The following is a 13,155-nucleotide window of genomic DNA, read 5'->3' as shown; positions in this document are numbered from 1 at the left end:
CGACGCTCAGCGAATGAAGCCCGCCGTGCCCGAGCCTTCGCCGCCGCCGGACAACGAGCCCTCGTCCACGCCCGGGAGCCCGCCCGCACCGACGACGACCGGCAGCGCGCCCGCACCGACGACCGGCAACATGCCCCCGCCGGTGATCCGGAACGGGAACATCCGCCTCGCCGCGCTGCCGCCCGCCCTCTCCGACGCGCCGGTCTCGCTCCCGGCGCGGAAGAATGGGTCCATGAACCAGCCCAGCGCCCAGGCACAGGTCCAGCACCCGCAGCCCTCCGTGGGCTCCATAGCCGCCCACCGCCCGCACACCGTGGCGGCGAACGTCTCCGACCTCGAGCCGGACCTCGACGCCGACCTCGACGCGTACGAGGACACGGCGGAGGACGGCATCCACCTGCCGCAGGGCCGGTTCCTGGACCGGGAGCGCAGCTGGCTGGCGTTCAACGAGCGCGTCCTGGAACTCGCCGAGGACCCGAACACGCCCCTCCTCGAACGGGCGAATTTCCTCGCGATCTTCGCCAGCAACCTGGACGAGTTCTTCATGGTCCGGGTGGCGGGCCTGAAGCGCCGCATCGCCACGGGTGTCGCCACGAAGTCCGCGTCCGGGCTGCAGCCCCGCGAGGTCCTGGAGATGATCTGGGCCCGCTCGCGCGAGCTCATGGCCCGGCACGCGGCCTGCTACCAGGAGGACGTCGCCCCCGCGCTCGCGGAGGAGGGCATCCACCTGGTCCGCTGGAGCGAGCTGACCGAGAAGGAGCAGGCCCGCCTCTTCACGCTCTTCCGGCACCAGATCTTCCCGGTGCTGACCCCGCTGGCGGTCGACCCCGCGCACCCCTTCCCGTACATCTCCGGCCTGTCCCTGAACCTGGCCGTCGTCGTACGCAACCCGGTCAGCGGCCACCGCCACTTCGCCCGCGTCAAGGTCCCGCCGCTGCTCTCCCGCTTCCTGGAGGCCTCCCCGAACCGCTTCGTCCCCATCGAGGACGTCATAGCGGCCCACCTGGAGGAGCTCTTCCCGGGCATGGAGGTCCTGGAGCACCACACGTTCCGGCTCACCCGGAACGAGGACCTGGAGGTCGAGGAGGACGACGCCGAGAACCTGCTCCAGGCGCTGGAGAAGGAGCTCATGCGGCGCCGCTTCGGGCCGCCGGTGCGCCTGGAGGTCGAGGAGTCCATCGACCGGTACGTACTCGACCTGCTGGTACGGGAGTTGAAGATCTCCGAGGCCGAGGTGTACCCGCTGCCGGGTCCCCTGGACCTCACCGGCCTCTTCGGTATCGGTGCCCTCGACCGGCCCGAGCTGAAGTACCCGAAGTTCATCGCGGGCACCCACCGCGACCTCGCGGAGGTCGAGTCGGCGTCCGCGCCCGACATCTTCGCCGCCCTGCGCGAACGGGACGTCCTCCTCCACCACCCGTACGACTCCTTCTCCACCTCCGTCCAGGCCTTCCTGGAGCAGGCGGCGATGGACCCGGACGTACTGGCCATCAAGCAGACCCTGTACCGGACTTCGGGCGACTCGCCGATAGTCGACGCGCTCATCGACGCCGCCGAGTCCGGCAAGCAGGTCCTGGTCCTGGTCGAGATCAAGGCGCGCTTCGACGAGCAGGCCAACATCAAGTGGGCCCGCAAGCTGGAGGAGGCGGGCTGCCATGTCGTGTACGGGCTCGTCGGCCTGAAGACCCACTGCAAGCTGTCGCTCGTCGTACGGCAGGAGGGCGACACCCTGCGGCGCTACTGCCACGTCGGCACGGGCAACTACCACCCCAAGACGGCCCGGCTGTACGAGGACATCGGACTGCTCACCGCCGATCCGCAGGTCGGCGCGGACCTCTCCGACCTCTTCAACCGGCTCTCCGGCTACTCCCGCCGCGAGACCTACCGACGGCTCCTCGTCGCCCCCAAGTCCCTGCGCGACGGCCTGGTTTCGCGGATCAACAAGGAAGTCCAGCACCACAACGCCGGACGCCCCGCGTTCGTCCGGATCAAGGTCAACTCGATGGTGGACGAGGCGATCATCGACGCGCTGTACCGCGCCTCCCAGGCCGGAGTACCGGTCGACGTGTGGGTGCGCGGGATCTGCGCGGTCCGGCCCGGCGTGACGGGCCTGTCCGAAAACATTCGGGTCCGCTCCATCCTCGGCCGCTTCCTCGAACACTCCCGGGTCTTCGGCTTCGGCAACGGCGGCGAGCCGGAGGTGTGGATCGGCAGCGCCGACATGATGCACCGCAACCTCGACCGGCGGATCGAGGCACTGGTCAGGGTCACCGACCCGGCCCACCGGGCAGCCCTCAACCGGCTGCTGGAGACCGGCATGTCCGACACCACCGCCTCCTGGCACCTGGGCCCCGACGGCGAGTGGACGCGACACGCGACCGACCCGGAAGGCCAGCCCCTGCGGAACGTCCAGGAGATGCTCATAGACGCCCGGAGGCGCCGGCGTGGCACAGCAGCACCTTGATCCCCCCACCGACTCCACGGCCCGGTCTGTTTCCGGCGATGCCCTGGCGGGCTATCTGCGAGCCCAGGCAACGGAGTTCCTCCGTGCGCTGCGCCTGCACCGGGAGACCGGCGCCGACGGGGGTCCCCCCGCTCGCGCGAAGTCGAGAGTGGGGGAGAACGGCTCGGCGGAGTCCGTCGACGCGGCCCGCGCCCTGCGTCACTCGGCCCGCCGCATCAGCGGCACCCTCCACACCTTCCGGCCCCTGCTGGACACGGACTGGTCGGAGGGCATGCGCCCCGAACTGGCCTGGCTGTCGGGCACGTTGGCGAGGGAGCACGCGTACGGGGCACGGCTCGAGCGGCTGCTCGCGGCTCTGCACCGCCTGTCGGGTTCCTCCGCGTTCCCGGTCCAGCCGGCCGCCGCTTCCGCCGTGCCCCATCGTTCCGCCGGTGCGGAGTCCGTCCCGGCGGAACCCGGCGTCTCCGGCCCCCGCACCCAGCCCACCGGCCACCTGACGGTGGGCGCCGCCAAAGCGGGCGCGCTGCTGGACCGCCAGCTGACCCTGGCCCGCACCCGGGCCCACTCGGCAGCGCTCCAAGCTCTTGGTTCGAGCCGCTTCCACGCGGTCGCGGACAGCGTCGCCGTCCTGGCGAGCGAGGTCCCGCTGACCCCGGCGGCGGCCACCACCGACCTGCGGCTCCTGGCCGCTTCCGCGGAGGACCGCCTGACGGACGCCGTCACCGCGCTGCCGCTGGTCACCGCGGGCCACCCGTACAACGCGGCGGCCCTCGTCCACGGCCTCTCCGCCGACACCGCGCCCCAGCCGCAGGACGCCCCCTGGCACCAGGTCCGCCTGCTGCTGCGCCTGCACCGCTACGCCCGAGAGGTCCTCTACGGCGAGGACATCCCCGTGGACGGACGGCTCCTCGGCGCGGGCCAGGCCCTCAACCGGCACCGGGACGCGGCGGAGGCGGCCTCGGCCGCGGCGTCGGCGGCCCGCACCCCGCGCATCGCCCCGGCAACGGCCTACGCGCTCGGCGTGCTCCACGCCGACCAGCGGCACGAGGTGGAGGCGGCGCGGTTCGCGTTCCAGCAGAGCTGGCAGAAGGAAGCCGTACGCGCTCCGTAAGGGGAGTGGAGGTCCCATGAGCCCGACGAGCCCGATGAGCCCTACGACCGACGACAACACCGTCCAGGCGGCGGGCTGCGTCCTGTGGCGCCGCTCCCCCGTCGACGGCGAGCTGGAGATCTGTCTGGTCCACCGGCCGAAGTACGACGACTGGTCGCACCCGAAGGGCAAGCTCAAGCGCGGCGAGGACCCGCTCGCGGGTGCGGTGCGCGAGGTCGAGGAGGAGACTGGCTACCGCTGTGTGCCGGGCGTCCGTCTCCCCTCCGTCCTCTACTACGCGGGCGGCCGCCCCAAGCACGTCAGCTATTGGGCCGCCGAGGCGACGGAGGGCCACTTCACCCCCAACCGCGAGGTCGACCGCATCCTCTGGCTCCCCCCGGACGCGGCCCGCGACCGCCTCACCCAGCCCCGCGACCGCGACCTGGTTGACGCGCTACTGAGCACCTTGCACATGGCCTGAGCATGAGCGCGCCCCGGAGGGGGCGCGCTCAACCGCGCGCCCGGCCACGAGCCCCGTACACCTGCCCGGTCACCGGCGCCTCGCACCCGCCCAGCCCCGAACCCACGTGTCGTCCCACGGTCCCGTCCAATGGAATGCCACCGTGTCCTCGACGTAAGCGTTCCGTGACCTCACCGCACCGACCGCAGGGGTTCACCCCCCGTTCACTTACGGCCATCGACGGCTTCACCTGATCTGCCTAATTTCGGCCTTACACGGTGCGAAGCGCGTCCTGGATGCGTCCGCCGCGTGACAGACCGCGTTTCACCCACTCCGCACGCCGCCACCAGACGGCGGCTCTTGGAAGGAACTCCCGAAAGTGAAGCTTCAGCGCATGAACCGGCGGGCCCTCACCCTCGGTGCTCTCGCCGTCTCCGGCGCCCTGGCCCTCACGGCGTGCGGCTCCGACGACAACGGCGGCAAGGCCGGCGGGAACAGCTCGGCCTCCGCCAACGCCGGCTCCATCAAGTGCGACGGCGCCAAGGGTCAGCTGCTCGCCGATGGCTCCTCCGCGCAGAAGAACGCGATCGACGCCTGGGTCAAGCAGTTCACCGCCGCTTGCTCGGGCGTGCAGATCAACTACAAGGGCGGCGGCTCCGGCGCCGGCGTCACCGCGTTCACGCAGGGGACGGTCGCCTTCGCCGGTTCCGACTCCGCGCTGAAGCCCGAAGAGGTCACCGCCTCCAAGAAGGTCTGCTCCGGCGGCCAGGGCATCGACCTCCCGATGGTCGGCGGCCCGATCGCCGTGGGTTACAACGTCCCGGGTGTCAGCAACCTGGTCCTGGACGCCCCGACCCTCGCCAAGATCTTCGACAGCAAGATCACCAACTGGAACGACTCGGCGATCGCGAAGCTGAACCCCGACGCGAAGCTGCCCGACCTCAAGATCCAGGCGTTCCACCGCTCGGACGAGTCCGGCACCACGGACAACTTCACCAAGTACCTGATCGCCACCACCCCGGACAACTGGAAGTACTCCGGCGGCAAGGCCTGGCAGGCCAAGGGCGGCCAGTCCGCTCCGCAGTCCTCCGGTGTCGCCCAGCAGGTCAAGCAGACCTCCGGCGCCATCAGCTACATGGAGCTGTCGTACGCCAAGGACGGCATCAACACCGTCTCCATCGACACGGGTGCCAGCGCGCCGGTCGCCCCCAGCACCGACAGCGCCACCAAGGCCATCGCGGACGCCAAGGTCGTCGGCACGGGCTCCGACCTGGCCCTCCAGATGAACTACAAGACCACGGCCGACGGCGCCTACCCGATCACCCTGGTCACGTACGAGATCGCCTGTGACAAGGGCAACAAGTCGGACACCCTGGCCGCCACCAAGGCGTTCCTGACCTACATCGCGAGCGAGGACGGCCAGAAGGTTCTCTCGGAGAACGACTACGCGCCGATCCCCGCCGACATCATCGCCAAGGTTCGCACCACCGTCGCGAGCCTGAGCTGACCTGAGTGCGGTCCGGTCCCCACCCGGGACCGGACCGCACCGTCCGGTGCACCGCCGCCAGGGAGCCGCACACCACGTACGGCTCTGCAGACCGGAGAATCCGATGGACATATCAACACAGAACAAAGAAGCACCTCCCCCCACCCCTCAGCCTTCCGCGGCCCAGCACAAGCGTGCGGACCGCGGCGCCACTCGGCCCGGTGACCGGATCTTCCTCGGTCTCACCCGCGGGTCGGGCATCCTGCTGCTGGTGATCATGGCCGCCATCGCGGCCTTCCTGGCCTACCGGGCCTCGCTCGCCATCAGCAAGGACCACGGCAACTTCCTCACCACCTTCGAGTGGAACACCAACCTCATCCCGCCGACCTTCGGCATCGCCGTCCTGGCCTTCGGCACGGTGGTCTCCTCGATCATCGCCATGGTCATCGCCGTTCCCGTCGCGGTGGCCATCGCGCTCTTCACCACGCACTACGCCCCGCGCAAGCTCAGCGGCACCATCGCGTACGTGGTCGACCTGCTCGCGGCCGTCCCGTCCATCGTGTACGGCCTCTGGGGCGCCCTCGTCCTGGTACCGCACATGAACGGCCTCTTCGGCTGGCTCAACCACTACTTCGGCTGGACCGGCATCTTCGAGTGGCAGGGCGGCGCGCCCCGCTCGATGCTCACCGTCGGCATCCTGCTCGCGATCATGATCCTCCCGATCATCACCAACGTGAGCCGCGAGGTCTTCCGCCAGGTTCCGCAGATGCACGAGGAAGCCGCACTGGCTCTCGGCGCCACGCGCTGGGAGGTCATCCGCATGTCGGTGCTGCCCTTCGGCCGCTCCGGCGTGATCTCCGCCTCGATGCTCGGCCTCGGCCGCGCGCTCGGCGAGACGATGGCCGTCGCCACGGTCCTCTCCCCGACCTTCGAGATCAACGCCAGCCTGCTCGACCCGGGCGGCGGCACCTTCGCGCAGAACATCGCCAGCAAGTTCAGCGAGGCGACGGCGGACGGCCGTGACGCGCTCATCGCCTCCGGTCTGGTCCTGTTCGTCATCACCCTGCTGGTCAACGGCGCGGCCCGCATGATCATCGCCCGTCGCAAGGAGTACTCGGGGGCCAACGCATGAGCACCGCCGGAGCCGTTACCGCCAAGCGCCCCACCAGCCTGCGCGGCGCCACCCTCCCCAAGTGGTCCGAGTGGGCGATCGCCGTGGGCTCCGTCGCCGTCGCCATCGGCATCGGCGTGGGCGCGGGCCTCGACAGCAAGGTCCAGTGGGGCCTGATCGCCGCGATCCTCTTCGTCCTCGGCACATACGGCATCGCCGCGCGCGTCGAGGGCCGCCGCCAGGCCAAGGACCGCATCGCGACCTCGCTCGTCTGGGTCGCCTTCATCCTCGCCGTGGTGCCGCTGACCTCCCTGATCTGGACGACCGTCAAGCGCGGCGTGAAGGTCCTGGACCCCTACTTCCTGACCCACTCGATGGGTGTCGTCGCCGACACCGAGCCGGGCGGCGGTATCTACCACGCCATCCTCGGCTCCCTGGAGCAGGTCGGCCTCGCCGTCCTGATCGGCGCGCCGATCGGTGTCCTGACCGCGATCTACCTCGTGGAGTACGGGCGCGGCAACCTCGCCCGAGCCGTCACCTTCTTCGTCGACGTGATGACCGGCATCCCGTCGATCGTCGCCGGTCTGTTCATCCTCAGCCTGATGCTGATGTTCGACATGCAGCCCTTCGGCTTCGCCGGCTCGCTGGCGCTGGCCATCCTGATGATGCCGGTCGTGGTCCGCTCCACGGAGGAGATGCTCAAGCTCGTACCGAACGAGCTGCGCGAGGCCTCCCTCGCCCTGGGCATCCCGAAGTGGCGCACCATCCTCAAGGTGGTTCTGCCGACGTCCATCGGCGGTATCACCACCGGCATCATGCTGGCGATCGCCCGTATCGCCGGCGAGACCGCACCGGTGCTGCTGCTGGTGTTCGGCAACCCCTTCATCAACGCCAACCCCTTCGAGGGTGCGCAGGCGTCGCTGCCGCTGTACATCTACCAGCAGTACGCGAACAGTGCGGGCTCGGGCGCGGCGTACGACAGGGCATGGGCGGCATCGCTCACGCTGATCGCCTTCGTGATGATCCTCAACCTGGCGGCCCGCGGCATCGCCCGCTGGAAGGCCCCCAAGACCGGTCGCTGACGCGGCCCATCAGCGACGTACGGAAGAGAAGTAACCACCATGGCCAAGCGAATCGACGTAAGCGGACTCACCGCCTACTACGGATCCCACAAGGCAATCGAAGACATCTCCATGACGGTCGAGCCCCGCTCGGTGACGGCCTTCATCGGCCCCTCCGGCTGCGGCAAGTCGACGTTCCTGCGCACCCTCAACCGCATGCACGAGGTCACCCCCGGTGGGCGTGTGGAGGGCAAGGTGCTCCTTGACGACGAGGACCTGTACGGCCAGGGCATCGACCCCGTCGCCGTGCGCCGCACGATCGGCATGGTCTTCCAGCGCCCCAACCCCTTCCCCACGATGTCGATCTTCGACAACGTGGCGGCGGGCCTGAAGCTCAACGGCTCCTACAAGAAGTCCGAGCTCAGCGACATCGTCGAGAAGTCCCTCAAGGGCGCGAACCTCTGGAACGAGGTCAAGGACCGCCTGAACAAGCCCGGCTCGGGCCTGTCCGGCGGCCAGCAGCAGCGTCTCTGCATCGCCCGCGCGATCGCGGTCGAGCCCCAGGTCCTGCTCATGGACGAGCCCTGCTCGGCCCTGGACCCGATCTCCACCCTCGCCATCGAGGACCTGATCGGCGAGCTCAAGGAGCGCTTCACGATCGTCATCGTGACGCACAACATGCAGCAGGCCGCCCGCGTCTCCGACCGCACCGCGTTCTTCAACCTGGCCGCGGTCGGCCAGCCCGGCAGGCTCATCGAGATCGACGACACGGAGCGCATCTTCTCCAACCCGTCGGTCCAGGCCACCGAGGACTACATCTCGGGCCGCTTCGGCTGAGCCGACGCCTCACATACCCCTCGCGGTGCTGCATGGCGGTGCCACCGCGAGGACGAGAAGGGCCCGCCCCTGGCTCCCGGGGGCGGGCCCGCTCATTGTCGCGGCCGCGGCACCGTGACCGTTCCCCCGACGTACAGAAGGCGCTTGCCCAGAGCTGACATGCCTTCCTCCCCAGAATCGAACATCAGTCCTACACTGGGCTGCCCGCGTACTGCTTGTCCCAGTCGCTGCAGGTGGCCTCGATGACGTCACCGTCGTTCCGGATGCAGACCTTGATGTACACGTAGGAGGTCTCGGCGACGTTGTGGTTCTCGTACTCGCACTCGCCGTAGCCGTTGCCGTCATAGATCGAGTGCACGGTGCCGCCGCTGCCGACCTTCCAGTAGCCGATGACGCCCGCGCCGTCCTTCCAGTTGTCGCAGACCCCGAACTGGTCTCCGTAGCTCTCGAAGTACATGGATCCGGCCTGGTAGAGGTACGCGCTCGTCTCGTGGGTGACGACCTCGACCGTTTGGGCCGACGCGGGGGAGGCGGCGTAGAGGAGAAGGCCCGTGAGAGCCGACGCCACTCCCGCCCCGGACATGAGGTGCCGACGAAGTTTGGACATAGGGGACCCCCACCCTCGTATGGCGCGTTCAATTCGAACGCTTGATCCCCAGAAGCTAGCAGCGGCCCCGGTGGCGCCATCCGGATTCCGCGAAAGTAGTTGCGCATTCACAGGAATGGCCCGCTCCGGAAGTCGGAGCGGGCCATGCACTGGTGCGGCGGGAGTGCTACAGGAACGCCAGGTTCACGACCCAGAAGCTGGCGGCAGCCACCAACCCCGCCGCCGGCATGGTGATGAACCACCCCAGGACGATGTTCTTGGCGACGCCCCAGCGAACGGCGTTCACGCGCTTGGTGGCGCCGACGCCCATGATCGCGGAGGTGATGACGTGGGTCGTGGAGATCGGCGCCTTGAAGATGTACGCCGTGGCGAACATGATCGACGCGCCGGTCGTCTCTGCGGCGAACCCCTGCGGCGGGTCGAGCTCAATGATCTTGCGCCCGAGCGTCCGCATGATCCGCCACCCACCCGCGTACGTGCCGAGGGACAGCATCGCCGCGCAGACGATCTTCACCCAGACCGGGATCGGGTCGCCCTGCTTCTGAACGTCTCCGATGACCAGGGCCATCACCACGATGCCCATGGTCTTCTGCGCGTCCTGGAGACCGTGACCGAGCGCCATGCCGGCCGCGGACACCGTCTGCGCGATACGGAAACCGCGCTTGGCCTTGTGCGGGTTGGACCGCCGGAACAGCCACATGATCGCGGCCATCACGAGGTAGCCGACGATCAGACCGACAACCGGCGACAGGAACATCGGGATGACGATCTTGTCGAGGACGCCGGACCAGTACACCGTCGTCCCGCCCGCCAGCGCCGCGCCCACCATGCCGCCGAACAGAGCGTGCGAGGACGAGGACGGCAGACCGAAGTACCAGGTGACGAGGTTCCAGGTGATCGCGCCGATCAGCGCGGCGAAGAGGATGCCCATCCCCTTGGAACCCTCGGGCGTCTGGATCAGCCCCTCGCTGACCGTCTTGGCGACACCGCTGCCGAGGAACGCACCGGCCAGGTTCATCACCGCGGCCATGGCGAGCGCGGCCCGCGGGGTCAGCGCCCGCGTGGACACCGACGTGGCGATCGCGTTCGCCGAGTCGTGGAAGCCGTTCGTGTACGTGAATCCGAGCGCGACGCCAATGGTCACGATCAGTGCAAAGGTGTCCATGAAGGGGTCAGGACTCCTTGACCGCGATGGTCTCCACCGTGTTGGCCACGTGCTCGAAGGCGTCCGCCGCCTCCTCCAGCACATCCACGATCTGCTTGAGCTTCAGCACGTCCATGGCGTCGTACTTGCCATTGAAGAGGTGGGCGAGCAGCTTGCGGTGGATCTGGTCGGCCTGGTTCTCCAGACGGTTGACCTCGATCCAGTACTCGGTGAGGTTGTCCATGGTCCGCAGGTTCGGCATGGCCTCGGCGGTCAGCTCGGCCGCGCGGGCCAGCACCTCGATCTGCTGCTCCACACCCTTGGGAAGCTCCTCGACCTGGTACAGCACGACCAGGTCGACGGCCTCCTCCATGAAGTCCATGATGTCGTCGAGGGACGAGGCCAGGTTGTAGATGTCCTCGCGGTCGAACGGCGTGATGAAGGAGGAGTTCAGCTGGTGGAAGATCGCGTGCGTGGCGTCGTCACCGGCGTGTTCCGCGGCCCGCATACGCTCTGCGATCTCGGCCCGGCCGGCGGTGTCCGCCCCGAGCAGTTCCATGAGGAGTTTCGAGCCCGTGACGATGTTGTCCGCAGACGCGGAGAACATGTCGTAGAAGCTCGTCTCCCTGGGGGTCAGACGAAAGCGCACGTTGGGGTCCTCGGGGTGCTTCGGTTCGGTCAGGCTGATGCTAGGCGCATCATCCGGCCACGGCTAATGGGCCGTCCCCCAGTGTCGCCCATCGGGCACAGTGATCAGCACAGGGTCCGGTTCGGGCAGCGGGCAAGGGCTCCATACCCAGCAAAGTTCGATACCATATACCTACCAGGGGTATATGTAAGTGGCGTTTCAGGCAGCTTCACCGATGCACCGGACCAATCCAGCAGGAGGACGCGATGACGACCACCGAGGCCGGCGCGACGGCGCCCTCCGGCGATGCGGAAGAAGCCGTGCAGGAGATCGTGACCGACCACGACCGCGGCATCCACGGCTACCACAAGCAGAAGGACGAGCACCTCAAGCGCCTGCGCCGCATCGAGGGCCAGATCCGCGGTCTGCAGCGGATGGTCGACGAGGACGTCTACTGCATCGACATACTCACCCAGGTCTCCGCCTCCACCAAGGCCCTGCAGTCCTTCGCCCTCCAGCTCCTGGAGGAGCACCTGCGCCACTGCGTCGCGGACGCGGCCCTCAAGGGCGGCGACGAGATCGACGCGAAGGTCGACGAGGCGACGAAGGCGATCGGGCGACTGCTGCGTACGTGAGGAAGCAGGCGGGGAAGGCGCCGGGGGAAGTACGCGGTCAGCGCGAGCGCAAGTACGGGCGTACGAGCGGCGGACGTACGGGCGGTGAAGCGTGGCGGGGACCGGGCCACGCCCGCGAGGGGCCCGGAGTACTAGTCCGTATCCCTCTCGTGCCCATCCTCATGGGCACGTTCTTCGGTTACTTTCAGGACCTCGTCGATGCTCTCAAGGCTCAGCCGGTCCTCGTGGGCGGCCGAAGCCGCGATGATCAGGTCACCGCACAGCTCGATCTCGGCGAGGGCCACGTGGTCCTGAACTGCCGTACCGCCGACCGGAGCCACGTGCATCACCTCTTCCTGCCGTCACCGACTTCCTAGAGTAGGGAGCGGCCTACACACCGCGCATGGCACGGAAGGGCCATTTCCGGCCCCCCCAAGCCCTCCTACTGCCCACTCCCCCGAACCCCATGCCACCGCCCTACTGCTCGACGATCTTCCCGGCGAAGATGTCCCCGGAGTCCGGCAGTTGTACGTGGGCGGGGACCCCGAAGTCGTACAGCAAGGTCGTCGAGGCGACCGCGACGGTGCCCTTCTGCTGCCCGTTGACAAAGCTGAACCGGTGGCGGACCTTGCGCAGCCGCCCCTGGTCGTCGAGGTAGGCGTCGAACGGCACTTCGGCGGTGGCGAACCCTTTCGCCGCGGCCTTCAGCGCCTTCCGGTTCGCCTTCGACGCGCTCCGCGCGGCGATGTCGAGGTCGGCGGTGCCGCGATAGTGCCGCACCGGCGTCCCGGCGACCTCGGTCCTCCCCATATACGTCGCCGTCCGCGCCCCGCGCAGCAATTCGGCCGCCGCGTACGGGTCGGTGGCGCCGCCCGTCACCAGGTTTCCGTCGGAGAGTCCGGCGATGTCGACGCGGACCCACTTGTCGGCGGGGACACCGGCGCCGCGGTTCTTCATGAACAGGGCGCCCGGGGCGAGGAGTTCGGTGATCGGCCGGTGCTCCTCCGTGCCCGCGGGGTCCTGCGGCAGCAGCACCTTGAGCTGTCCCCGCTGCTCCATGAAGTCGTACACACCCTCACCACGGATGGTGACCCTCGTCCCGCCGGTGGCCATCTCCATGGACGTACGGGCCTTCGAGCTGCCCGCGCGCTCCAGCGTGGCGGCGGCCCGGTGCAGCAGCTCGACGCCCTCCGCACCGTCGCGGGCGTCCTCGGCGGCCGCCCCGCCGCCCGAGCACCCGGCACCACAGACCATGAGACCCGTCACCGCGACCGCGACGACCGCCCAGCCGGGCCGCCTTACCTGCTGCGCCACCATCGCCTGCCGACCCCCAGCCGGTCCGTCCCGGGCCCTCCCCGTCGTTTCGGTTAACGACGGGTAGGGTCGCCCGTCACGCGGCTGTGGACCGTTCACTTGCCTTGGGTAACGTTGTCGCCGTGGCCCAGCAGGACGAGATCCACCCCGCCCCGGAACACCGCACGATCACGGTCGAGCAAGGCCGCTTCTGCCTGGCCCGCTGCACCTGCGGCTGGAGAGGTCCGGCCCGCCGGGCGCGCAGCCTGGCCCGCGCGGACGCGGACGGCCATACCGAACACCTGCTCGCCTGACTGAACGCTGTAGCAGTTCTGTGGCTTTCCCCCGTGGAACCCTTGG

Annotated in this window: 15 protein-coding genes; 9 read left to right on the top strand and 6 right to left on the bottom strand. The window is 68.9% G+C overall.

Translation table 11 applies throughout. The features are described 5' to 3' along the window. Window positions 1–6 precede the first annotated feature (6 nt). Window positions 7–234: a hypothetical protein gene (locus ACZ4WS_RS39830; RefSeq protein WP_467988020.1), complete on the bottom strand. Its 228-nt coding sequence runs from the start codon at window positions 232–234 to the stop codon at window positions 7–9. On the opposite strand from ACZ4WS_RS39830, the gene ACZ4WS_RS39825 reads away from it, so the two are divergent. The 7 genes from ACZ4WS_RS39825 to pstB all read left to right on the top strand — a co-directional run bounded on the left by ACZ4WS_RS39825 (window position 233) and on the right by pstB (window position 8,509). Continuing rightward, on the top strand, window positions 233–2,464 hold the full coding sequence (locus tag ACZ4WS_RS39825) for an RNA degradosome polyphosphate kinase (RefSeq protein ID WP_467988019.1): 2,232 nt from the start codon (window positions 233–235) through the stop codon (window positions 2,462–2,464). The genes ACZ4WS_RS39830 and ACZ4WS_RS39825 overlap by 2 nt on opposite strands. After that, complete coding sequence (locus ACZ4WS_RS39820) at window positions 2,445–3,575, top strand: CHAD domain-containing protein (protein ID WP_467988018.1); 1,131 nt, start codon at window positions 2,445–2,447, stop codon at window positions 3,573–3,575. The genes ACZ4WS_RS39825 and ACZ4WS_RS39820 overlap by 20 nt, the downstream gene beginning before the upstream one ends. Before the next feature lie 16 nt (window positions 3,576–3,591). Further along, entirely contained in the window at window positions 3,592–4,035 is a 444-nt protein-coding gene (locus ACZ4WS_RS39815; RefSeq protein WP_467988016.1) for an NUDIX hydrolase, read from the top strand. A 358-nt stretch (window positions 4,036–4,393) separates the two neighbouring features. Continuing rightward, the gene (gene pstS / locus ACZ4WS_RS39810; RefSeq protein WP_467988015.1) at window positions 4,394–5,521 is read left to right on the top strand and encodes a phosphate ABC transporter substrate-binding protein PstS; all 1,128 of its coding nucleotides are present in this window, start codon (window positions 4,394–4,396) and stop codon (window positions 5,519–5,521) included. 103 nt (window positions 5,522–5,624) lie between these two features. Further along, on the top strand, window positions 5,625–6,632 hold the full coding sequence (pstC, locus tag ACZ4WS_RS39805) for a phosphate ABC transporter permease subunit PstC (protein ID WP_467988014.1): 1,008 nt from the start codon (window positions 5,625–5,627) through the stop codon (window positions 6,630–6,632). Beyond that, window positions 6,629–7,693 (top strand): phosphate ABC transporter permease PstA, encoded by a 1,065-nt coding sequence (gene pstA, locus ACZ4WS_RS39800; protein ID WP_467988013.1) that lies wholly within the window; start codon window positions 6,629–6,631, stop codon window positions 7,691–7,693. Before pstC ends, pstA begins: the two co-directional genes overlap by 4 nt. A 39-nt stretch (window positions 7,694–7,732) precedes the next feature. Next, window positions 7,733–8,509, top strand: a complete 777-nt coding sequence (gene pstB / locus ACZ4WS_RS39795; protein ID WP_467988011.1) for a phosphate ABC transporter ATP-binding protein PstB — start codon at window positions 7,733–7,735, stop codon at window positions 8,507–8,509. A 190-nt stretch (window positions 8,510–8,699) separates the two neighbouring features. Here the strand turns inward: pstB and ACZ4WS_RS39790 are convergent, their stop codons facing one another. The 3 genes from ACZ4WS_RS39790 to ACZ4WS_RS39780 all read right to left on the bottom strand — a co-directional run bounded on the left by ACZ4WS_RS39790 (window position 8,700) and on the right by ACZ4WS_RS39780 (window position 10,909). Beyond that, the gene (locus ACZ4WS_RS39790; protein ID WP_467988010.1) at window positions 8,700–9,116 is read right to left on the bottom strand and encodes a hypothetical protein; all 417 of its coding nucleotides are present in this window, start codon (window positions 9,114–9,116) and stop codon (window positions 8,700–8,702) included. 166 nt (window positions 9,117–9,282) lie between these two features. Further along, the gene (locus ACZ4WS_RS39785) at window positions 9,283–10,281 is read right to left on the bottom strand and encodes an inorganic phosphate transporter (RefSeq protein WP_467988009.1); all 999 of its coding nucleotides are present in this window, start codon (window positions 10,279–10,281) and stop codon (window positions 9,283–9,285) included. 7 nt (window positions 10,282–10,288) lie between these two features. Further along, window positions 10,289–10,909 carry a DUF47 domain-containing protein gene (locus tag ACZ4WS_RS39780; protein WP_327429850.1) on the bottom strand — a complete coding sequence of 207 codons (621 nt, stop codon included), beginning with the start codon at window positions 10,907–10,909 and terminating at the stop codon, window positions 10,289–10,291. Between the two features lie 245 nt (window positions 10,910–11,154). Here ACZ4WS_RS39780 and ACZ4WS_RS39775 point away from each other — a divergent pair, with 245 nt between their 5' ends. Then, a complete protein-coding gene (locus ACZ4WS_RS39775) occupies window positions 11,155–11,523 on the top strand; it encodes a metal-sensitive transcriptional regulator (protein WP_467988007.1) in 369 nt (122 codons plus the stop codon). Window positions 11,524–11,654: 131 nt separating this feature from the next. Here the strand turns inward: ACZ4WS_RS39775 and ACZ4WS_RS39770 are convergent, their stop codons facing one another. After that, a complete protein-coding gene (locus ACZ4WS_RS39770; protein ID WP_467988006.1) occupies window positions 11,655–11,849 on the bottom strand; it encodes a hypothetical protein in 195 nt (64 codons plus the stop codon). A 130-nt stretch (window positions 11,850–11,979) separates the two neighbouring features. Continuing rightward, complete coding sequence (locus ACZ4WS_RS39765; protein WP_467988005.1) at window positions 11,980–12,819, bottom strand: SCO4651 family lipoprotein; 840 nt, start codon at window positions 12,817–12,819, stop codon at window positions 11,980–11,982. 119 nt (window positions 12,820–12,938) lie between these two features. Between ACZ4WS_RS39765 and ACZ4WS_RS39760 the strand changes: the two genes are divergently transcribed. Continuing rightward, window positions 12,939–13,109 (top strand): hypothetical protein, encoded by a 171-nt coding sequence (locus tag ACZ4WS_RS39760; protein ID WP_467988003.1) that lies wholly within the window; start codon window positions 12,939–12,941, stop codon window positions 13,107–13,109. Window positions 13,110–13,155: the final 46 nt, after the last annotated feature.

The sequence above is a fragment of the Streptomyces sp. NPDC029292 genome, from assembly GCF_055569295.1.
The sequence above is the reverse complement of the archived record's forward strand: the minus strand, read 5'-3'. Positions and strand labels throughout refer to the sequence as shown.